Origin of the sequence: Paracoccus pacificus (assembly GCF_042680785.1) — a bacterium.
Taxonomy (GTDB): Bacteria; Pseudomonadota; Alphaproteobacteria; order Rhodobacterales; family Rhodobacteraceae; genus Paracoccus; species Paracoccus pacificus.
The window spans coordinates 137,269-158,067 of the sequence record NZ_JBHUEN010000043.1 but is presented as its reverse complement, the minus strand read 5'-3'; the positions used below and the strand labels follow the sequence as shown (position 1 = coordinate 158,067).

At 64.3% G+C, this 20,799-nt stretch carries 16 protein-coding genes; 6 read left to right on the top strand and 10 right to left on the bottom strand.

The genetic code is table 11. The annotated features are described in order from the left end of the window. Positions 1-49 precede the first annotated feature (49 nt). Positions 50-898 carry a peptidylprolyl isomerase gene (locus ACFSCT_RS13230; protein ID WP_379143445.1) on the bottom strand — a complete coding sequence of 283 codons (849 nt, stop codon included), beginning with the start codon at positions 896-898 and terminating at the stop codon, positions 50-52. Positions 899-1,139: 241 nt separating this feature from the next. On the opposite strand from ACFSCT_RS13230, the gene secA reads away from it, so the two are divergent. Beyond that, a complete protein-coding gene (gene secA, locus ACFSCT_RS13225; RefSeq protein WP_379143444.1) occupies positions 1,140-3,845 on the top strand; it encodes a preprotein translocase subunit SecA in 2,706 nt (901 codons plus the stop codon). A 181-nt stretch (positions 3,846-4,026) separates the two neighbouring features. Beyond that, positions 4,027-5,391, top strand: coding sequence for a 30S ribosomal protein S12 methylthiotransferase RimO (gene rimO, locus ACFSCT_RS13220; protein ID WP_379143443.1), 1,365 nt, complete (start codon positions 4,027-4,029; stop codon positions 5,389-5,391). A gap of 25 nt (positions 5,392-5,416) precedes the next feature. Here the strand turns inward: rimO and ACFSCT_RS13215 are convergent, their stop codons facing one another. Continuing rightward, positions 5,417-6,151 (bottom strand): hypothetical protein, encoded by a 735-nt coding sequence (locus ACFSCT_RS13215; RefSeq protein ID WP_379143442.1) that lies wholly within the window; start codon positions 6,149-6,151, stop codon positions 5,417-5,419. A gap of 248 nt (positions 6,152-6,399) precedes the next feature. On the opposite strand from ACFSCT_RS13215, the gene ettA reads away from it, so the two are divergent. The 3 genes from ettA to ACFSCT_RS13200 all read left to right on the top strand — a co-directional run bounded on the left by ettA (position 6,400) and on the right by ACFSCT_RS13200 (position 10,728). Beyond that, positions 6,400-8,055, top strand: coding sequence for an energy-dependent translational throttle protein EttA (ettA, locus tag ACFSCT_RS13210; RefSeq protein ID WP_379143440.1), 1,656 nt, complete (start codon positions 6,400-6,402; stop codon positions 8,053-8,055). Positions 8,056-8,706: 651 nt separating this feature from the next. Further along, a complete protein-coding gene (locus ACFSCT_RS13205; protein WP_379143439.1) occupies positions 8,707-9,345 on the top strand; it encodes a DsbA family protein in 639 nt (212 codons plus the stop codon). Positions 9,346-9,474: 129 nt separating this feature from the next. Next, positions 9,475-10,728 carry a DUF2254 domain-containing protein gene (locus tag ACFSCT_RS13200; RefSeq protein ID WP_379143437.1) on the top strand — a complete coding sequence of 418 codons (1,254 nt, stop codon included), beginning with the start codon at positions 9,475-9,477 and terminating at the stop codon, positions 10,726-10,728. Between the two features lie 22 nt (positions 10,729-10,750). Here the strand turns inward: ACFSCT_RS13200 and ACFSCT_RS13195 are convergent, their stop codons facing one another. The 7 genes from ACFSCT_RS13195 to ACFSCT_RS13165 form a co-directional block, all read right to left on the bottom strand. Further along, complete coding sequence (locus ACFSCT_RS13195) at positions 10,751-12,631, bottom strand: acyl-CoA synthetase (protein WP_379143436.1); 1,881 nt, start codon at positions 12,629-12,631, stop codon at positions 10,751-10,753. A 193-nt stretch (positions 12,632-12,824) separates the two neighbouring features. Beyond that, entirely contained in the window at positions 12,825-13,379 is a 555-nt protein-coding gene (gene lysM / locus ACFSCT_RS13190; RefSeq protein WP_379143435.1) for a peptidoglycan-binding protein LysM, read from the bottom strand. Between the two features lie 29 nt (positions 13,380-13,408). After that, positions 13,409-15,229 (bottom strand): ABC transporter transmembrane domain-containing protein, encoded by a 1,821-nt coding sequence (locus tag ACFSCT_RS13185; protein ID WP_379143434.1) that lies wholly within the window; start codon positions 15,227-15,229, stop codon positions 13,409-13,411. A gap of 185 nt (positions 15,230-15,414) precedes the next feature. Next, entirely contained in the window at positions 15,415-16,023 is a 609-nt protein-coding gene (locus ACFSCT_RS13180) for a hypothetical protein (protein ID WP_379143433.1), read from the bottom strand. Positions 16,024-16,027: 4 nt separating this feature from the next. Next, positions 16,028-16,189 (bottom strand): aa3-type cytochrome c oxidase subunit IV, encoded by a 162-nt coding sequence (locus tag ACFSCT_RS13175; protein ID WP_379143431.1) that lies wholly within the window; start codon positions 16,187-16,189, stop codon positions 16,028-16,030. Positions 16,190-16,285: 96 nt separating this feature from the next. Further along, on the bottom strand, positions 16,286-17,335 hold the full coding sequence (locus tag ACFSCT_RS13170; RefSeq protein ID WP_379143429.1) for an MBL fold metallo-hydrolase: 1,050 nt from the start codon (positions 17,333-17,335) through the stop codon (positions 16,286-16,288). Further along, positions 17,332-19,017, bottom strand: a complete 1,686-nt coding sequence (locus ACFSCT_RS13165) for an acyl-CoA dehydrogenase (protein ID WP_379143428.1) — start codon at positions 19,015-19,017, stop codon at positions 17,332-17,334. The genes ACFSCT_RS13170 and ACFSCT_RS13165 overlap by 4 nt, the downstream gene beginning before the upstream one ends. A gap of 123 nt (positions 19,018-19,140) precedes the next feature. Here ACFSCT_RS13165 and ACFSCT_RS13160 point away from each other — a divergent pair, with 123 nt between their 5' ends. Continuing rightward, a complete protein-coding gene (locus ACFSCT_RS13160; protein ID WP_379143426.1) occupies positions 19,141-20,112 on the top strand; it encodes an L-threonylcarbamoyladenylate synthase in 972 nt (323 codons plus the stop codon). Between the two features lie 31 nt (positions 20,113-20,143). Here ACFSCT_RS13160 and ACFSCT_RS13155 read toward each other — a convergent pair whose 3' ends face one another. After that, positions 20,144-20,737, bottom strand: a complete 594-nt coding sequence (locus ACFSCT_RS13155; RefSeq protein ID WP_379143424.1) for a YqgE/AlgH family protein — start codon at positions 20,735-20,737, stop codon at positions 20,144-20,146. Between the last annotated feature and the right edge of the window lie 62 nt (positions 20,738-20,799).

The following is a 20,799-nucleotide window of genomic DNA, read 5'->3' as shown; positions in this document are numbered from 1 at the left end:
TCGCCTTTCCCTGTATTATCGCCGACCCGAGATCATCAGTTCCGGGGTTTTATTGGTCCAGAACAGAGGCGTCCTGCAACAGTTTCGGGTCAAGCCCCTCGGTTCTGGTGATTTTCGAATCGTCGAGGGTTTTCTGGATCGCAGCGTCGACACGCTCGCGGCGGATCTGCATCGCAAGCTGCGGCTTCACCTCGTCGAATGCCGGCGGTTTCACCTCGCGGGTTTCCAGAAGCTTGATGATATGCCAGCCGAAATCGGTCTGGACCGGCTGGGAAATCTCGTTCGGCTTCAGCTTGACCACCGCCTCCGAGAAGGGCGCGACCATCATGTCGGGCGTGAACCAGCCCAGATCGCCCTTGTTCGCGGCGGAATTATCGGTCGATTTCGCCGCGGCCTGTTCGCCGAAATCGGCGCCGCCCTCAAGCTCCTTGCGGATCGCCTCGGCCTCTTCCTTGGTTTTCACAAGAATATGGGCGGCGCGATATTCGGTGGCGGGTTTGGCTTCGGTCCCATAGACCGCGTCGTATTTCGCCTTCAGCTCATCCTCGGTCGGCTCGGGCGCTGCGACTTTTTCCAGCGCGGCACCGGCCATATAGGCGCGTTTCTGAATTTCCAGCACGGCCTTGTCGCCGGCGGTCAGCTTGTCCTCGATCGTTTCGGCGACGGCGGTCTGGCTGATCAGATTGTCCAGAAGGGTGCTCCACATCGCTTCGTCGGACAGGCCCTGGGACGCTTCCGGCAAGGAATTCCGCATCGCTATCATCTGGGCAAGCGTGATCGTCTGGTCGTTGACCGTCGCCACGACCGTATCGGGATCGGCGGCAAGCGCGGCGCCGACGGGCACCAAAAGCGTGGCGCTGGTGGTGGCGGCAAGCAGGGCAAGACGAATGTGGCGCATGAAATCCTCATATTTTCGGGCGCATCTTTACGTCAGTATGGGCCCGGGGCGTTGACGCGGCGTTGACACTGCGTAGGGGGCAACATACATCCGGCGCAACCGAATAAGGCGTATCCGCCCCTTTCGCATGAGGCCTTGTAGGCATTGCGTCCGGTGCGGGCAAGTGGGCCGATCTGCCCATACGTCCTGATCACAAACCATTGTCGGCCGCAGGATCCGCGACCGCAACGCCGGAGAAATCATGCTGGGCCTTGGCAATTTGGCGAAGAAGGTTTTTGGCACCCCCAACGACCGCAAGGTGAAATCGACCCGTCCGCTTGTTCAACGGGTCAATGCGCTTGAACCGCAGTTCCAGCAGTTTTCCGACGAACAGCTGATCGAAAAGACCCGCGAGTTGCAGGGTCGCGCGCAGGGCGGCGAGTCGCTGGATAACCTTCTGCCCGAGGCTTTCGCCAACTGCCGCGAAGCCGCGCGCCGCGCCCTTGGCCTGCGCGCCTTCGATACGCAGTTGATGGGCGGGATTTTCCTGCATCAGGGCAATATCGCCGAGATGAAGACGGGTGAGGGCAAGACGCTGGTCGCGACCTTCCCGGCCTATCTGAACGCGCTGGCCGGCAAGGGCGTCCACGTCGTCACCGTCAACGACTATCTGGCGAAACGCGACGCCGAATGGATGGGCAAGGTCTTTGCGGCGCTGGGGATGACCACCGGCGTCGTCTATCCCTTCCAGCCCGACGAGGAAAAGCGCGCCGCCTATCAGGCCGACGTGACCTATGCCACCAACAACGAGCTGGGCTTTGACTATCTGCGCGACAACATGCGCGGCAGCATCGCCGAGATGACCCAGCGCGGGCATTTTTATGCCATCGTGGACGAGGTCGACTCGATCCTGATCGACGAGGCGCGGACGCCGCTGATCATCTCGGGCCCCAGCCAGGACCGCAGCGAGCTGTACCGGACGCTGGACGCCTTCATCCCGGAACTGGATGAGACGCATTTCAAGCTGGACGAAAAGACCCGCAACGCGACCTATACCGAGGAAGGCAACGAATATCTGGAACAGCGGCTGCAGCAGGCCGGTATCCTGCCCGAGGGTCAGACGCTCTACGATCCGGAATCGACCACGATCGTGCACCACGTCACCCAGGCGCTGCGGGCGCATAAGCTGTATCAGAAGGATCAGCATTATATCGTGCGCGACGGCGAGATCGTCCTGATCGACGAATTCACCGGCCGGATGATGGCCGGGCGCCGCCTGTCCGACGGGCTGCATCAGGCCATCGAGGCCAAGGAAGGCGTCGCCATCCAGCCCGAGAACGTGACCCTGGCATCCGTCACCTTCCAGAACTACTTCCGACTTTATGAAAAGCTCGCTGGCATGACCGGTACCGCCGCGACCGAGGCCGAGGAATTCGCCGAAATCTACAAGCTCGGCGTGGTCGAGGTGCCGACTAACCGCCCGATCGCCCGTCAGGACGAACATGACCGGGTTTACCGCACCGCGACCGAGAAATACGAGGCCGTGATCGAGGCGATCAAGGAAGCCCATGCCGCCGGCCAGCCGATCCTTGTCGGCACCACCTCGATCGAGAAATCCGAGATGCTGTCGGCGATGCTGAAGGCGCAGGACATTCCGCATAACGTCCTGAACGCGCGCCAGCACGAACAGGAAGCCAAGATCGTCGCCGATGCCGGCAAGCCGGGCGCGGTGACCATCGCCACCAACATGGCCGGTCGCGGCACCGACATTCAGTTGGGCGGCAATATCGAGATGAAGGTGATGGAGGCGCTTGCCGCCGATCCCGAAGCCCATCCCGACCAATTGCGCGGCAAGATCGAATCCGAACACGCGGACGAAAAACAACAGGTGCTGGACGCCGGCGGACTGTTCGTTCTGGCCACCGAACGCCATGAAAGCCGCCGCATCGACAACCAGTTGCGCGGCCGCTCGGGCCGTCAGGGCGATCCGGGGCGGTCGCTGTTCTTCCTGTCGCTCGAGGACGATCTGATGCGGATCTTCGGATCCGAACGGCTGGACAAGGTGCTGTCGACGCTGGGCATGAAGGAAGGCGAGGCCATCGTTCACCCTTGGGTCAACAAGTCGCTGGAACGCGCGCAGGCCAAGGTCGAGGGCCGCAACTTCGACATCCGCAAGCAGCTTCTGAAATTCGACGACGTGATGAACGACCAGCGCAAGGCGATCTTCAGCCAGCGCCGCGAGATCATGGAATCGGACGAGGTCGAGGATATCGCCCGCGACATGCGCCATCAGGTGATCGACGATCTGGTCGACGAATACCTGCCGGCCAAGGCCTATGCCGACCAGTGGGACAGCGCGGGCATGAATCAGGCGGTGCGTGACGGGCTGAACATGGATCTGCCGATCGCCGAATGGGCGGCCGAGGACGGGGTTGACCGCGACGTCGTGCGCGAACGCCTGATCGAGGCCACCGACGGCTATATGGATGCCAAGGCCCAGCTGTTCGGGCTGGAAAACATGCGCAACATCGAAAAGCAGGTCCTGCTTCAGATGATCGACCAGAAATGGCGCGAACATCTGGTGACGCTGGAACACCTGCGCTCGGTCGTCGGCTTCCGGGGCTATGCGCAGCGCGACCCGCTGTCGGAATACAAGACCGAGGGCTTCCAGCTTTTCGAGACCCTGCTTGAAGGGCTGCGGGGCGAAGTGACCCAGCGCCTTGCCCAGATCCGCCCGCTGACCGAGGCCGAGCGCGACGAAATGCTGCGCCAGTACGCTCAGGCGCAGGCGGAAACGCAGGGCAATATGGTCGCCGAACACGAAGAGGCCGAGGGTGGCGAGGTCGAGGGCCGCGTCGCCGGTTTCGATGAAAACGACCCGACCACCTGGGGCAGCCCGTCGCGGAACGACCCCTGCCCCTGCGGTTCGGGCAAGAAATTCAAACATTGCCACGGCCAACTGCACTGACGTTCGGGCATTAGGGGGCGCGGGGGACGCCTCATCGGTCCGTCCTGTCCGGCTCGAGGCCCCTCGTCCTACCGATCAAGAACACCCGCGACCGGCGGGTGTTTGCCATGTTATGCGAGAGCCGAACCAAGTGAACAGGCGGCTTGCCGCGCCACAGGACTGCCGCTAGGAGACCGGCGATATGAGCCAGAACCCGCCCCTGCTTCGCCCCGACCTCGCCCGCGCGACCGTTCCCGATATCCGGCGCGACGGCCAGCCGACGATCGGCATGGTCAGTCTTGGCTGTCCCAAGGCGCTGGTCGACAGCGAACGCATCCTGACCCGGCTGCGGGCCGAGGGCTATGCGATCAGCCCCGACTATCAGGGCGCCGATGCGGTGATCGTGAACACCTGCGGCTTTCTGGACAGCGCCAAGGCCGAAAGCCTGTCGGCGATCGGCGAGGCCTTGCAGGAAAACGGCCGCGTCATCGTCACCGGCTGTCTGGGCGCGGAACCCGAATATATCACCGGCGCGCATCCGAAGGTTCTGGCCGTCACCGGACCGCATCAGTACGAATCGGTTCTGGACGCGGTTCACGGCGCGGTCCCCCCTGCACCCGATCCGTTCATCGACCTGCTGCCCGCGTCCGGCGTCAGCCTGACCCCGCGCCATTACAGCTATCTGAAGATCTCCGAGGGCTGTAACCACAAATGCAAGTTCTGCATCATCCCCGACATGCGCGGCCGTCTGGTCAGCCGCCCCGCCCATGCCGTCATGCGCGAGGCGGAAAAGCTGGTCGAGGCCGGGGTCAGGGAGTTGCTGGTCATCTCGCAGGACACCTCGGCCTATGGTCTTGACCGCAAGCACGCGACCGAACGCGGCCACCGCGCCCATATCACCGATCTGGCGCGCGATCTGGGCAGTCTCGGGGCGTGGGTGCGCCTGCATTATGTCTATCCATATCCCTTCGTGCGCGATCTGATCCCGCTGATGGCCGATGGGCTGGTGCTGCCCTATCTGGACATCCCGTTCCAGCACGCCCATCCCGACACGCTGCGGCGCATGGCCCGCCCGGCGGCGGCGGCGAAAACACTGGACGAGATCGCGGCATGGCGTGCCGTCTGCCCCGACATCACCCTGCGTTCGACCTTCATCGTCGGCTACCCGGGCGAGACCGAGGCGGAGTTCCAGACGCTGCTCGACTGGCTGGACGAGGCGCAACTGGACCGCGTCGGCGCCTTCCAATACGAAAACGTCAAGGGCGCGCGCGCCAACGACCTGCCCGACCATGTGCCCGAGGCGGTGAAACAGGACCGCTTCGACCGTTTCATGGAAAAGGCCCAGGCGATCAGCGAAGCGAAACTGGCCGCGAAGGTCGGCCGGCGCATCGAGGTGATCGTGGACGAGGTCGATGCCGAGGGCGCCACCTGCCGCACCAAGGCCGACGCGCCGGAAATCGACGGCAACCTGTTCATCGACGACGGATTCGAGGCGCTGAAGCCCGGCGATATCGTGACCGTCACCGTGGATGAGGCCGGGGAATACGACCTTTGGGGCCGGCTGTAACCAGCCCCGTGCCGCCGCCCTGCCGTCAGCTTGCCGGCACTTCGTTCACGCAGGTCTTGAGCTGGTCAAGCTGCTCGCGGATCTTGCCGCGCAGCTCCTGGGTGATCTGGCGGTGGCGTGCGATATACAGGTTGCGCGCCTTCCACATCGCCGCCGTCTCGGCGAGACGATTGTCAAACATGCTGTCGACCGCGGCGCGGTAATTATAGCTCGCTTGCACGATCCCCAGAAGGCGCTTGATGATCGCAGGCGCGTCCTTGTCGTTCTCGGACATTCCCTCGGCCAGCGCCTTCAGTTTGTCGAAGGCCAGATTCAACGCCATCTTTTGGGCCGCCCGATCCCGCTCGGTCGTAGTCGGCGCGCTTTTCGCCTTCTGGACACCGTTCAAAATGGTCTGTGCGTCCTTCAGCTTGTCCACCGTGTAAAGTTCACCACCCGACGCCCCGCTTTGCTTCGCGGCTGTGACGGCCGCCTTGCCCACCCGTTTCGCAAATTCGGCCCCGTCAAGCTGGCCATAGGCATATTCCGAGGCTGAAGCCCCGCCATCCACGGCAACATGGCTCCACGCACTGACGCGACCGGCGGTGCCACCGACAATCGCACCGGCAAGATCCAGAAATGCGAGCGAGGTTTCCTTGGTGAAGGTCAGGAAAAAAATCACTTTGCTTTGGAATTCATTCTCATCCGAGGCAGCCATCTGATCGCGCAGAACCTGATCCTCGACCTTCATCCGGGCGCCGAGATTGGCGATTTTTTCCATCACCGACGAACACTGAAGGGCAGGACGGACCTGTGACTGGGCTTGTACCGTTCTGCCGTAGGGTGGGGATTTTTGTGCTGGGGAACCACTCATCGGATGACCTCTTGATACCGTTCAATCTTCAGCAATTCAAAGCCTAGGGCGGATCGGCGGCGAAGTCCACGTTCCCGTGACCGCCAGCCGCGCGGTGACTTTGCATTCCCGCGCCGATCGCCTACATACCACCCAACGTTTGCAGGAGATTTCAGATGGCGTCCTATCAGTTCGTTTATCACATGGACGGCGTGTCCAAGACCTATCCCGGCGGCAAGAAGGTGTTCGAGAACATCCGCCTGAACTTCCTGCCCGGCGTCAAGATCGGCGTGGTGGGCGTCAACGGCGCCGGTAAATCGACGCTGCTGCGGGTCATGGCCGGCTGGGACAAGGATTTCTCGGGCGAGGCATGGGCCGCCAAAGGCGCCACCGTCGGCTATCTGCCGCAGGAACCGCAGTTGGACGAAAACCTGAACGTCCGCGAAAACGTCATGCTGGGCGTGGCGGCGAAAAAGGCCAAGCTCGACCGTTATAACGAGTTGGCAATGAACTACTCGGACGAGACCGCCGACGAGATGGCGAAGCTTCAGGATGAAATCGACGCCGAAAACCTGTGGGATCTGGACAGCCAGATCGACGTGGCGATGGAGGCCCTGCGCTGTCCGCCCGACGATGCCGACGTGAAAACGCTTTCGGGCGGTGAGAAGCGCCGGGTCGCGCTGTGCAAGCTGTTGCTGGAAGCGCCCGACATGCTGCTTCTGGACGAACCGACCAACCACCTTGACGCCGAAACCATCGCCTGGCTGCAAAAGCACCTGATCGAATATCCCGGCACCATCCTGATCGTTACCCACGACCGCTATTTCCTTGATGACATCACCGGCTGGATCCTTGAACTCGATCGCGGCCGGGGCATCCCGTATGAGGGCAACTATTCCGCATGGCTGGAACAAAAGGCCAAGCGGCTGGAACAGGAAGCCCGCGAGGATAAGGCCAAGCAGAAATCTCTGGAACGCGAACTGGAATGGATCCGTGCCGGCGCCAAGGCCCGCCAGGCCAAGCAGAAGGCCCGGATCAACGCCTATAACGAACTCGCCGGCCAGTCCGAGCGCGAAAAACTGTCCCGCGCCCAGATCATCATCCCGAACGGCGAGCGCCTGGGTAGCAAGGTGATCGAGGTTACCGGGCTTAAAAAAGCCATGGGCGACAAGCTGCTGATCGAAGGGTTGGATTTCAGCCTGCCGCCCGGCGGCATCGTCGGCGTGATCGGCCCGAACGGCGCCGGAAAATCGACGCTGTTCCGCATGCTGACCGGTCAGGAAAAGCCCGACGCGGGTGAGATCGGCTTTGGCGACACGGTGCATCTCGCCTATGTCGACCAGTCCCGCGACGCGCTGGCCGACGGCAAGACGGTGTGGGAGGAAATCTCGGGCGGGGCCGAACAGATCGAGTTGGGCGACGCGACGATGAACAGCCGCGCCTATGCGTCTGCGTTCAACTTCAAGGGCGGCGACCAGCAGAAGAAGGTCGGCCAGTTGTCGGGCGGCGAACGCAACCGGGTTCACATGGCGAAACTGCTGAAATCCGGCGGCAACGTGCTTCTGCTGGACGAACCGACCAACGATCTGGACGTGGAAACCCTTCAGGCGCTGGAAGCCGCGCTGGAAGATTTCGCCGGCTGCGCGGTGATCATCAGCCACGACCGATTCTTCCTTGACCGGCTGTGCACCCATATCCTCGCGTTCGAGGGCGATGCGCATGTCGAATGGTTCGAGGGCAACTTCGAAGCCTATGAGGCGGATAAGGTGCGCAGGCTGGGGCCGGATTCGATTGAGCCGAAGCGGGTGAAGTATAAGAAGTTTACGCGGTAGGTGAGAAAGTTTTCATGCGTTGTGCGTGCTTACATACACCATTCCACATGAGCCATCTGCGGCAGTGCGTGAAATCACGCACACCACCCTCCGCCCGGAACAGCCGCGACCAGCGGCCCGGGCAGCGTCCGGCCGCCCGCTCGGGCGGACGCTTCTTTGACGGGTCGTTCTGATCGACCAGAGGAAGATGCGGCGCCATAAAACGTATCGGAGAAGCGTTTGATGCGTCCACCGGCGGTCGGACGCCGCCCTCGGTATAAATTAGGCGCTCACCCCCCTACGACGTGACCTGCTTCGCACGGCCGCAATTCGCCTTGCGGACCGGGACGATTGGGGATGCGGGCGTATCCGCGTTGCCGGCATCTGGCGTTGGCGCTGTGGGCTGCATCACGGGCGGTTGCGGCGGCGGCGCCTGCTGTGCGGCCGCCGGCAAAGCCAAGGTTGCCGCCAGCGCGGCTGATAGGGTCAGGCGTAACATGCGGGCTCCTTTCGACCTGAATGGGTTGATCCCCCCAGCATGCGGTCGAATCGGCAAATCTCCAAAGAAAAACGCCCCGGAAAACGCCATGCGCGGCCGATCCCACCCGATTGTGACTGTTGTCGGGGCCTCCCACGCCCTACCAATGGGGTGCAGCCGCGAAAGGATCGATCATGCCGACACGCCGAGTTTTCATCACCAGTGGCGCCGCTTTGGGGGTCAGCGCGGCGTCCCTGCCGCTTTTCGCGCAAACGCCGGCGCGGCCGAACCCGATGCCCGATGCGCTGCGCAAGGCGCTTGAACGCGACCCGAATGCGCCGGTTCTGGGAAATCCCAACGGCAACATCACGTTGGTCGAGTTCTTCGATTACAACTGTCAATATTGCCGGAAAATGCTGGGCACGGTGCAGAAGCTCATCTCGTCCGACCCGCAACTGCGCGTGGTCTATCGTGAGTGGCCGGTATTCGGCGAGGGGTCCGAATTCGCCGCGAAAGCCTCGCTCGCCTCGCTCCGGCAACAGAAATACTGGCCATTCCACGCCGCCATGCTGGGCATGAAGGACCGCGCGGTCGAGGCGACGGTGCTGCGGGTGGCGCGTCAGGTCGGGTTGGACGAAAAGCGCCTGCGCGCCGATATGGAGCGCCCCGAGGTCACCGCCCACATAGATACCTCGTTCCAGCTTGCCGATCATATCGGGCTGGCCGGCACGCCCTCGTTCATCGCCGGGGATGAGGTGGTGTTCGGTGAGATGCCGTTGAAGGAAATGACCGATCTTATCGCCCGCGCGCGCAAGACGCTGGGCGTTACCTGACAACCCCAGCACGCCGCGGGTAAGGCGGGCAGATCGGCCACAACCCGGGATCCGGCCGTTGTCGACGCCCGCGCAATCACGCTAAACTCGGCGCAGAGAACAGGGACAGATGCGGGACCGGTCGGGCCAGTGGCAAGAAACTCGGAAGACAAGAAGGGCCGGTTGACCGGCAGGCTGCTTTACACCCTGCGCGAGGTCTGGCGCGAGATGTGGGTCCGCGTCTGGCTGTTCAGCCTTGCCGGGCTGCTGATGGCGATCATCCCATCGGCCTTTGGCAACCTTTTGCCCAACAACCTGCCCATCGAGCTGGCCTCGGGCGCGGTGGACGATCTGTTGCAGATCGTCGCGTCCTCGATGCTGACGGTGACGACCTTCTCGATGTCGATCATCGTCTCGACCTTTGCCGGCGCGACCAGCAACGCCACGCCGCGCGCTATCCGGCTTTTGGCGACCGATTCCGCCGCCCAACTGGCGGTCTCGATCTTCATCGGGTCGTTTCTGTTCAGCATCGTCGGCATCATCGGGCTGTCCGCCGGCTATTATAAGGGAAGCGCGCGCACGCTTTTGTTCTTTTGCGCGCTTGGCGATATCGTCCTGATCATCTGGGCGCTGCTGCGCTGGGTCGACCGGCTGAACGATTTCGGCCGCATCAGCGACATCGTCGCGCGGATCGAGAAGGCCGCAACCGCCGCCGCCCGCGTCCTGAACGACCACCCGACACTGGGCGCCAACCCGCTGCCTGCAAACCTGCCATCCGACGCGCCCGAACTGATCGCCGAGGAAAGCGGCTATGTCTGCCATATCGACATGAATGTGCTGGACGACCTCGCCAAGGAGCTGGATCTGACGATTGAAATTCTGCGCATGCCGGGAAAATACGTCCATGAGACCGAGCCCCTGCTGCGCCTTTCGGCGCCGGTCAGCGAGGAGGCTGCGGAAACGCTGCGCGGGGCCTTTACGCTCGGCGTACAGCGCAGTTTTGATCAGGATCCCGATTATGGGCTGGTGGTCTTGTCCGAGGTCGCCAGCCGCGCACTTTCCCCGGCCGTCAACGACCCCGGCACCGCGATCGAGGTGCTGCGGGCGGGCACGCGCATCATGCGGGAATTGCAGGCGCCGAATGACGTGGCCGGCGAACCCGAGCCGATCTGTACCCATGTCCATGCCCCGACGCTGGATCTGGCGCAGCTTTATCGCGATTTCTATTCGCCCATCGCGCGGGACGGCGCCGGGCTGTACGAGGTGCAGGAAACCTTGCAGGACTGCCTGCGGTCACTGACCCGTCTGCCCGGCGGGGAATGGGCCCTGCGCGAGGCCGAGCGCGCCCGCGTCCGCGCGAGGGAAGCCCTTACCCAGCCGTGGGAACGGGACCTGATCGGCTGACCGCAGCCAGCCGGGGGTGAGATCAGCTTTTCGCTTGCCAGTCCCAGGCGACGGTGAACTCGCCCATCTTCTTGCGGACGGCTTCCTTGTCGCCCCCGGCAAGCCGCGCGACCAGACCGCGTTTCTTGTCTTCGATCACCTCGGCGACGTTGCAACCCAGATCGGCCAGCGCCTGATCCAGCACACGGGTGATCGCCCGCTTGCGCAGATCGGGTTTGAAGATCTTCCCGACGGCGGTTTTCGGCAACTCATCCAGTATCTCGACATATTTCGGCACCGCCGCGCGTTCCGAGATGTTCTGACGCGCATGTGCGATCAGTTCTTCCGGGGTCGCGGTCTGTCCGGCAACCAGTTCGACATAGGCGCAGGGCAGTTCGCCCGCCACGATATCCGGTTGACCTATGGCACCGGCAAATGCCACCGCCGGGTGGGACAGTAGCGCCTCTTCGATCTCGGCGGGGTCGATGTTATGGCCGCCGCGGATGATCAGATCCTTGGCGCGCCCGGTGATCCACAGATAGCCGTCGGCGTCCAGCCGGCCCAGATCGCCGGTGCGCAGAAAGCGGCCATCGACGAACAGATCCCGGTTCTTTTCGGCATCGGTATAGGTCTGTCCCTCGAACACGCCGGGGTTCGAGACGCAGATCTCGCCGACCTCATCGACGCCGCAATCCTGATAGGCGCCGTCGGCACGACGCAGGATGCGGATCTTGGTATAGGGCAGCGGCAGCCCCACCGAGCCGACCTTCTTTATCCCGTCCACCGGGTTGCAGCTTACCAGACAGGTGGCCTCGGTCAGGCCGTACCCCTCGGCAATCTCGACCCCCGTCGCGGCCTTGAAGCGGTTGTAAAGCTCGTTCGGCAGCGGGGCGGAACCCGAGATCGCGGTCCGCAGGCTGGAGACGTCGGCATCGACCTTGCGCTGCATCAGGGCCGAGATGGCGGTCGGAACGGTGATCAGGAAAGTGACCTGCCAGCGTTCGATCAGCTTCCAGAAATTGTCGAAAACCCCGTCGCCCCGATAGCCTGCGGGCGTCGGCAGGACCATATGCGCGCCCGATGCGATGCAGGACATCAGGATCGGATAGGCGGCAAAGACGTGAAACAGCGGCAAGGGGCAGATCAGCACATCGGTTTCGTCGAACAGCAGCCGGCCGCCAAGCCAGCCGTTATAGACCATGCCCGAATATTTATGCTGCGCCACCTTGGGCAGCCCCGTGGTGCCACCGGTGTGGAAAAGCGCCGCCACGCGGTCCCGCTGCGGATCCTCGAAGGTCAGCCGGTCATGGCGCTGGCCCGAGACGCTGGCCTCGAAGTTGATGACTCTGGCGCGATGGGTAACCTTGTTCGACGGCCGGATGATCGGCACGATCAACGCCTTCAGCCCGGTCAGATAACGCTTGAGATCCACCTCGATCACCGTTTCGACATCGGGTGCAAGCGCGACGGCGCGGGCGACCTTCTGGGCGACATCGGTTTTTGGAAAGGCGCGCAGCGTCACCACGACCTTGGATTTCGTATCACGCAGGATGCCCGCGATCTGTTCGGGTTCCAGCAGCGGGTTGATCGGGTTCACGACACCGGCGACCGCGCCGCCCAGCAGCGTCGCCGCCGTCTCCAGACAATTGGGGAGCACATAGGAAACCGTATCCTGCGGCCCGACCCCAAGCGACCGGAACAGGTTCGCGGCCTCGGTCACCCGTTCGTGCAGGTCGGTCCAGGTCAGCGTGCGCGCCGGATCATGCCTGCCCGACAGTAGCTGAAACGAGATCGCCGGGCGGTCCGGAAAGCGGTCGCGGGTCTGGGTCAGAAAGGAATAAAGCGTTGCCGGCGCGTTTCGTTCGGCCCAGGACATTTCCTGTTCGACCCGATCCCGATCCTCCAGAGATACAAAACGGCCCATCCATTCCCCTTTGCCAGCGCCACCCGTCTCCCATACGGGTCCGGATACATTGGCAAAAATTTGTCCGTCGCGGCAAGTGGAACCCGCCCTGACCAGCCGCGATACGCAGCGTCATCGGATGCGGGACGCCGGAATGGCGAACGGCCCGCGACCCTTGGGGCGGCGGACCGTCGCGGCGTTGCCCTTGACGGGTTTACTGCGGGATGCGCAGCGACTGGCCCGGATAGATCTTGTCCGGATCGGTCAGCATCGGCTTGTTCGCCTCGAAGATTTCCTTGTAGCGGCTGGCGCTGCCCAAGGTCTTTTGCGCGATTTCGGACAGGGTGTCGCCCTTTTTCACCGTATAGAAAACCGGCTCGGCCCCGCCTTCAAAGTCATCGGCGACGACGCGGGCGACGCCTTTGACGTTGCCGACCGCAAGGATCAGCTTTTCTCGGGTGGCCTGATCCTTGACGTTGCCCTTGATGATCACCTCATCGCCGCGCAGCGTCAGTTGCACGTCATTGCCGTCCAGACCCAGCCGCGCGACTTCCTTGCGCAACGCATCGGCGCGCTGTTCGATTTCGGATTTTTGGGCGGTAGGCGCGGCCGCTGGCGCGGCGGCAGGCGCTGTGGCGGCCGGCTTTGCGGCTGCGGGTGCAGCAGCGGGTTTCGGCGCGGCAGCCTTTGGTGCCGGTGGTTCCGCGGCCTTTGCCTCACCACCGAAAACCGATTTGCCGGCGTCCTTCACGAAATCCCAGAATGCCATGATAACGGGTCCTTTTCTTAGCTTCCCCGCTAAAGAACGCCCTCGGCTTCGACGGGTTCCGGCGCGGCGGGCATCCCGTCGGTGAATTGCAGCCGCGCAAGACGCGCGTAAAGGCCGCCCTGCGCCACAAGTTCGCCATGGGTGCCCTGCGCGACGACCTGCCCGGCCTCCATGACGATGATCCGATCTGCCTTCATCACCGTCGCCAGACGATGCGCGATGATCACCGTCGTGCGGTCGCGGGCAAGGTTGTCGACGGCAGATTGCACCGCCTTCTCGCTTTCGGAATCGAGCGCGCTGGTCGCCTCGTCCAGCAACAGGATCGGGGCATTGCGCAGAATCGCGCGGGCAATGGCGACGCGCTGGCGCTGGCCGCCCGACAGCATGATCCCCCGCTCACCCAGATAGCTGTCATAGCCATCGGGCAGCGCGCGCAGGAATTCATCGGCATGGGCGGCCTTGGCCGCCGCCTCGACCTCGGCGTCGGTGGCGTCTGCGCGGCCAAAGCGGATATTGTCGCGGGCAGAGGCGGCGAATATCGCCGATTCCTGCGGCACCACGGCGATGGCGCTGCGGAAATCCTCGCGCCGCATCCGGCGCAGGTCGATCCCGTCAAGGGTCACGCTGCCCTTGTCGGGATCCCAGAACCGCAGGATCAGTTGCACCAAAGTGGTTTTTCCGGCACCCGAGGGGCCGACCACGGCGACGGTTTCGCCCGGATGGATGATCAGATCGACGTTGCGCAGCGCCGAGACATCGGGACGCGACGGATAGCGAAAGCTGACATCGTGAAACCCGATCTCGCCCCGGACGGGACGGGGCAGCGGCACCGGATCGACCGGATCCTGCAGCGGATCCTCGACCGAGAGCAGCTCGGCCAACCGCTCGGTCGCGCCGGCCGCGCGCTGCAGCTCGCCCCAGATTTCCGACAGCGCCCCGGTCGCGCCCGCCACCAGCACCGCATAGATCACGAACTGGACCAGCTCACCTGCCGTCATGTCTCCGGCGCGCACGTCCCGGGCGCCGATCCACAAGACCCCGAGCACGCCGGTGAAAACAAGGAATATCACGATCGCCGTCATCACCGCGCGGGTCGCGATACGCCTGCGTGCCGCGTCGAAGGCGGCCTCGGTCACATCGGCGAAACCGCGGCGCGTCTGGGTTTCACGGGTGAAGGACTGGACGGTCTGGATCGCCAGAAGATGCTCGGAGGCGGCACCAGAAGATGCCGCGATCCAGTCCTGACTTTCGCGCGACAGGTTGCGCAGCCGGCGCCCCAGGATGATGATCGGCGCGACGACAAGCGGCACCAGCAACAGGACCAGCCCCGACAGCTTGGCGCTGGTCAGCACCAGCATGACCATGCCGCCGGCCAGAATGAGTATGTTGCGCAGCGCGATCGACAGCGACGAGCCGATGACGGACTGAATGAGCGTGGTGTCGGTGGTGATCCGGCTGATGATCTCGCCGGTCAGGATACGCTCGAAGAACGCCGGGCTCATCCCCGTCACGCGGTCGAACACGGCCTTGCGTATGTCGGCCACCACACGTTCGCCCAGACGCGTGACAAGATAGAAGCGCAGCCCCGTACCCACGGCCAGCAGCAGCACGATCAGCAAGGCGGCGCCGAAATACTGGTCCAGCAGATCCGCGCCCTGCGAAAAGCCGTCGACCACGCGGCGCACGGCCAAGGGCAGGACAAGGCTGATCGCGGCGGTCAGCGCCAGCGCCACGATCGCGGTCAGCGCCAGAAGGCGGTAGGGCCGGACAAAGGGCCACAGCGCGCCCAAGGCCGCGACCCTGCGGCTGGTCGGCCGGTTTTCGGTTAGGGGGGTGATGCCTCGTGCCATGACCTGCTGTCGGTTGACGCCCACGCCCGGCCGGTTTGGGCCGGGTGCTGTGCCCTGGGGTATCGTCGCAGAGGCGCGCGGGGTCAACCCTGGGTGCCGCGACGGATTGCCCCGCCCCGGCGTATCCCCGAACGGTGCCCCGACCGACGGCCGATTGGCCGCCGGGGGGAAACGCGGGTAAGCCGTCAGGGGTTGATGATGACGTTATGCTTGATGCGCGGATCGCCGTCGTAATAGGTGTTCACCTGCGCACCCGGCAGGCGGGCAAAGGCGTCGCGCAGTCTGATCGGCGAAAAGCCTGTCGGCATGCTTTCAAAGCCCGGCACGGAACGCAGCACGCGTCCGGTGCCCACCGCGCAGAAGGATTTATTGACCGCGCCGTTCTGTTCGGCCGCGCGGATGGCGGCGTCGGCCGTGGCAAGGCTGACCGGCACCCGGATTTCCTGAACGTAATAGGTCGCCCGCGCGTGGTAATCTATGTAGAAATTCAGGATGTTGTCGGTGATCCCATAGTGAACGTCATAGCGTTCGGGGACCGCCGGATGCTGCCAGCTTCCCGCCGGATCGAACAGCACGCGCTGGCTGCCGTTGATCACCAGCGCGGAATGCCCGCCCTCGCCGCGCGGAATGCCGATCACCGTCATCAGCGAGATATAAGGCGGCTGGTTCGTGCTGTAGCGGGCCGCGCGAACGGCCTCGTCGCTGGCATAGATATTGTCGGCGCCGCAAGCGGCAAGCAACAGCGGCAGAAGAAGCGCCGTCAGAATGCGCCGCAACGAAATCAGGGAAAGCATGGGATCAGCTATTCACGAGGGCCAGAAAGATCAGGATGACGAACGAGATGATGGCGACCCACATGCACATATGCACAAAACCATCGAACGTCCGTTCATGGGCGCGGATGTCCATCTCGCCGTGGGTGTGATCAGTAGCGGCGTGGTCTTTATGGTGCGTGGCCATTGGCTTCCTCGGCAGGTCCCTAGATGCGGCGGTAAAGCAGTTTCACCGGGCTGCCGGTGTCGCCTGTGCAAGAATTAACCGATCAATCGGCGGCTGTCACGACCCCACGGGCGCGATCGAGGACCAAAGCGTCCCGCCGTGTTCATCCTGCCCCACTTTCCAGAGCCGCCCACGCGCGGAAAGGTAATTCAGATGCGCGACGGCCTCGACCAGCGCCAGCCCGTATTCGGACTCACCGATCGTGCGCTTGAAAAGAATGTCGAAACATTGCGTGGCGGTGCGGGGACCCGTTTTCAGTCTGGTTTCAAGCCGTTCGAGGGCAGAGCGGTGATTCTCCTCCATCTGGGTCAGGCGGGTGGGAAGACCGGTGAAGGGCAGTTTATGCCCCGGCAGCACAAGCTGCGAATCGCGGGCATGGGGCGCAAGACGGGCGCAGCTTTCCAGCCAGTCGCCCACCGGATCGGCCTCGGGCTCGGTCGCATAAACACCCAGATTGGGCGAGATCGACGGCAGCAACTGGTCGCCGCCCAGCACCAGATCATCGGCCGTCGACCACAATGTCGCATGTTCGGGCGCGTGCCCGTCGCCCATTCTGACCACCCAATCCCTGCCGGCCAGCCGCAGCCCCTGCCCCTCGGTCAGGCGCGCATAGCCCAGCGGCATCGGATGGACGAAATCGGCGGGATTATAGGGCCGCTCGGCCCCCCTGCGGGCAAGCATCCCGGGCAGCATCCCGGCCGCGCGCCAGTAAGCAAGGGTTTCCGGCGGCGGCCGATCCTGCCGGTCGAGCAGCAGCATCCGGGCCATCAGCCATGCGGTTCGCGTGGTCAGAAGCTGCGCGCCACGGGCCTGAAACCAACCGGCAAGGCCGATATGGTCGGGGTGGTGATGGGTGACAATCAGCCGCCGGACCGGGTGGCCGCCCAGCGGCCCGCGCAAGACCGCGCCCCAGATCTCACGCGATTTCGCCGAATCAATCCCGGTGTCGACAAGGGTCCAGCCATCATCGTCCCGAAGCGCATAGACGTTGACATGATCTAGCCGCATCGGCAGCGGCATCCGCAGCCACAGGATATCCTTCGCGACCTCGATCGCCTCACCCGGGCCGGGCGGGGTTTCCCATGGGGTGACGATGGGTGCGCTCATCCACGCAATGCCGCCGCATCCAGCGCGAACAGATCCGCCGCGCCGGCCCGCGCCGCCCCCAGATAGGCCGAATGAAGCGGCAGGATGCGCGCCGCGAACACCCGTGCCAGCGCCTTTTCGGCCGCGCCGCCATGCATGGCGGCGCGCAGGTGGTAATGGGCCCCCAGCACGCCGGCGAAGGCGTTCAGGAACGGGGTCCCGCCGGCGGCGCGGTCGGCGGCATCGTCGGCCAACATCGCCTGCACGGCTTCGCGCATCGATTCGGCAGCGTCCCAGACCGTGTTCGCAAGCTCGGGCAGATCGGATTGCGCGGCTTTCGCCCCCTCGCCGATTTCGTCCAGAAGGCGCAGCGCGGCCTCGCCGTCATCCGAGAGCTTGCGCCCGATCAGATCCATGGCCTGAATGCCATTGGTCCCCTCATAAATCCGGGTGATCCGCACATCGCGCAGAAACTGCGCAGCGCCGGTTTCCTCGACATAGCCCATGCCGCCTTGAACCTGAATGCCGATATCCGCAACGCGGCTGCCGACGTCGGTGCCATAGGCCTTGGCGATCGGGGTCAGGAAGGCGGCGCGGGCGGCGGCCTCGGGGTCATCGCCGCCGCGCGCCAGATCAATCGCGACCGCGCAGGCCAGCCCGATGGCGCGGGCGGCAAAGATCTCGGCCCGGGCCTCGGCCAGCATGCGGCGCACATCGGCATGATCGATGATCGGGCCGGTCTGCACACGATCGACGGCGTAATCGACGGCCTGCTGCAATGCGGCCTCGGCCACACCGACGCCCTGCATGCCGACGCCAAGGCGGGCGTTGTTCATCATCGTGAACATCGCCGCCATGCCCTTGTTTTCCTGACCGACCAGCCAGCCGGTCGCGCCGTCAAAGGACATGACGCAGGTCGGGCTGCCGTGTATGCCCAGCTTGTGCTCGATGCTGACGACCTTCAGGCTGTTCGCGACGCCCGGATTGCCCTGATCGTCGGGCAGAAGCTTCGGCACGATGAACAGGCTGATGCCGCGCGTGCCCTGCGGCGCATCCGGCAGGCGCGCCAGAACCAGATGACAGACGTTCCCGCTCAGATCGCTGTCGCCCCATGTGATGAAGATCTTTTGCCCGGTGATGCGATAGCTGCCGTCGCCCGCGTTCTCGGCCCGGGTCCGCAGCGCGCCGACATCGCTGCCCGCCTGCGGCTCGGTCAGGTTCATGGTGCCCGACCACTCGCCGCTGTTCAGGCGCGGCAGGTAGAGCGCCCGGATCTCATCGCTGGCGTGGTGTTCCAGCGCCTCGATCTGACCCTGGGTCAGAAGCGGGTTCAGTTGCAGGGACAGGCAGGCGCCCGACATCATCTCGCCCACCGCGACATTCAGCGTCTGCGGCAGGCCCGAGCCGCCGTATTCCGGGTTGGCGGCCAGCCCCACCCAGCCGCCGTCAGCGATCGCCCGGAACGCCTCGGCGAAGCCGGGGGTCGAGCGGATGACGCCGTTTTCCAGCCGCGTCGGGTTCAGGTCGCTTGCGCGGTTCAGCGGCGCCATGACCTCGGTGGTCAGCCGCCCGGCTTCGGTCAGGATCGCCTCAACCGTATCGGGGGTCGCATCGGCGAATGCCTTTAGCCCGGCCACCCGTCTGAAATCGACGACATGATCCAGAATGAAACGAATCTGGTCGACTGGCGCGCGGTATCCCATAAGAACCCCTTAAACTTCGGCTGGTCGACCGGATGCTAGACCATGTGCGGCGATCGGCAACCCGAAGTTGGGTCCCGGGTGGGATGGACGTTGCGTCGCGCATCGACTAGGGGAATGGGCATCATGCGTACCCCGATCCTGCCTCCGACCCCGATGGGGATTCAGCACGCCGCGCGGCTTTTGGGCCAGGGGCTGCTGGTCGCTATACCCACGGAAACCGTCTACGGGCTGGCGGCAGATGCCCGCAACGGTCAGGCCGTGGCCGGGGTCTATCAGGTCAAGGGCCGGCCCAGCTTCAACCCGCTGATCGTGCATGTCGCCGATCTGGATGCGGCCGCCGAAATCGCCCATCTGACACCTGCCGCGCGGGCGCTGGCGCAGCGGTTCTGGCCCGGCGCGCTGACCATGGTTCTGCCGCTGCGGTCCGACGCGCGCATCGCCTCGCTGGTGACGGCCGGGCTTGATACCGTGGCGATCCGCGTCCCGGCCCATCCGGTCGCAAGGGCGCTGCTGGCTGCGTTCGGCGGACCGGTGGCGGCGCCTTCGGCCAATATCTCGGGCCGGATCAGCCCCACGCGGGTCGATCACGTCACCGACCCCGAGGGCGGGCTGGACGGGCTGATTGCGGGTGCCGTCGATGGCGGCGCATGCCGTGTAGGGCTGGAATCCACCATCGTCGGCTGGGATGATGACGGCACCCCGCGCCTGCTTCGGCCCGGCGGGATCGACCTGCCTCCGTTGGAATGGGTGCTGGGCCAGCCCTTGCGGCAGGAAAACCCGACCGCCGAGGGAAGCACCCCGAAACCCAGCGCGCCCGGCCAGCTCAGCAGCCATTACGCCCCGCGCGCTTTGGTCCGGCTGAATGCCGATGCCGCCCGGGACGGAGAGTTTCTGCTGGGCTTCGGTCCGGTTCCCGGCGACATCTCGCTGTCACCGCGGGGCGATCTGACCGAAGCTGCCGCGAACCTGTTCGCCATGCTGCGTGAGGCCGATGACAGATCCGCCGGAACCCGCATCGCGGTGGCGCCGATCCCGGATGACGGGCTGGGTCTGGCGATCAACGACCGGCTGCGCCGCGCCGCCGCCCCGCGCTGAGCGGTTCGGGCCAAGTCTCGGGCGTAACGGTTCAGGCGTGACCGGCGCTGCCCGACAAAAGGCGCGGGTCGATCCCTTGCCGGCGCAGCGCCTGCGGCCATTTGCTGTCGTTATCGGCGCCAAAGATGATCTCATCCGCCAGACCGTCACCGCCGGTTTCCGGATCGCCGACCAGCCAGCCGTTCGCAAGCATCTCGGCCTCCAACTGGCCCGGGCCCCAACCGGCGTAGCCCAGCGACAGAATTGCCGTATCCGGCCCCTGACCCTGCGCGATATCTTCAAGGATGTTGCGGGTCGTGGTCAGCGCAAGCGTGGGCGAAATCCGAAGCTGTCCTTCGGGCTCGGCGGCGTCTGCGGCGACGCGATGCAGCACGAAACCCCGGCTGGGTTCGACCGGGCCGCCGAAATGTATCGGGATCACCGGCAACGTGCCGGTCACCTCGATCCCAAGCTGCTCCATGAGCTTTGGAAACCCCAGTTCCGGCATCGGCCGGTTCAGCACCAACCCCATCGCGCTTTCGGCCGAATGCGCGCAGATCAGGATGACGCTGCGCTGAAAGCGCGCGTCGCCCATGCCGGGCATGGCGATCAGGAATTTTCCGGTCAGGTTCTGTTCTTCGGGCATGACGGTTCTCTTTTCCTGAACCAAAGATCGGCACTTTATTGTCATGGTGCAAGAGTTGCGCA

Bases quoted from the DNA above. Each gene is read 5' to 3' on its own strand.
- ACFSCT_RS13230 (WP_379143445.1), bottom strand. From the start codon at position 898: ATGCGCCACATTCGTCTTGCCCTGCTTGCCGCCACCACCAGCGCCACG.
- secA (WP_379143444.1), top strand. From the start codon at position 1,140: ATGCTGGGCCTTGGCAATTTGGCGAAGAAGGTTTTTGGCACCCCCAAC.
- rimO (WP_379143443.1), top strand. From the start codon at position 4,027: ATGAGCCAGAACCCGCCCCTGCTTCGCCCCGACCTCGCCCGCGCGACC.
- ACFSCT_RS13215 (WP_379143442.1), bottom strand. From the start codon at position 6,151: ATGGAAAAAATCGCCAATCTCGGCGCCCGGATGAAGGTCGAGGATCAG.
- ettA (WP_379143440.1), top strand. From the start codon at position 6,400: ATGGCGTCCTATCAGTTCGTTTATCACATGGACGGCGTGTCCAAGACC.
- ACFSCT_RS13205 (WP_379143439.1), top strand. From the start codon at position 8,707: ATGCCGACACGCCGAGTTTTCATCACCAGTGGCGCCGCTTTGGGGGTC.
- ACFSCT_RS13195 (WP_379143436.1), bottom strand. From the start codon at position 12,631: ATGGGCCGTTTTGTATCTCTGGAGGATCGGGATCGGGTCGAACAGGAA.
- lysM (WP_379143435.1), bottom strand. From the start codon at position 13,379: ATGGCATTCTGGGATTTCGTGAAGGACGCCGGCAAATCGGTTTTCGGT.
- ACFSCT_RS13185 (WP_379143434.1), bottom strand. From the start codon at position 15,229: ATGGCACGAGGCATCACCCCCCTAACCGAAAACCGGCCGACCAGCCGC.
- ACFSCT_RS13180 (WP_379143433.1), bottom strand. From the start codon at position 16,023: ATGCTTTCCCTGATTTCGTTGCGGCGCATTCTGACGGCGCTTCTTCTG.
- ACFSCT_RS13175 (WP_379143431.1), bottom strand. From the start codon at position 16,189: ATGGCCACGCACCATAAAGACCACGCCGCTACTGATCACACCCACGGC.
- ACFSCT_RS13170 (WP_379143429.1), bottom strand. From the start codon at position 17,335: ATGAGCGCACCCATCGTCACCCCATGGGAAACCCCGCCCGGCCCGGGT.
- ACFSCT_RS13165 (WP_379143428.1), bottom strand. From the start codon at position 19,017: ATGGGATACCGCGCGCCAGTCGACCAGATTCGTTTCATTCTGGATCAT.
- ACFSCT_RS13160 (WP_379143426.1), top strand. From the start codon at position 19,141: ATGCGTACCCCGATCCTGCCTCCGACCCCGATGGGGATTCAGCACGCC.
- ACFSCT_RS13155 (WP_379143424.1), bottom strand. From the start codon at position 20,737: ATGCCCGAAGAACAGAACCTGACCGGAAAATTCCTGATCGCCATGCCC.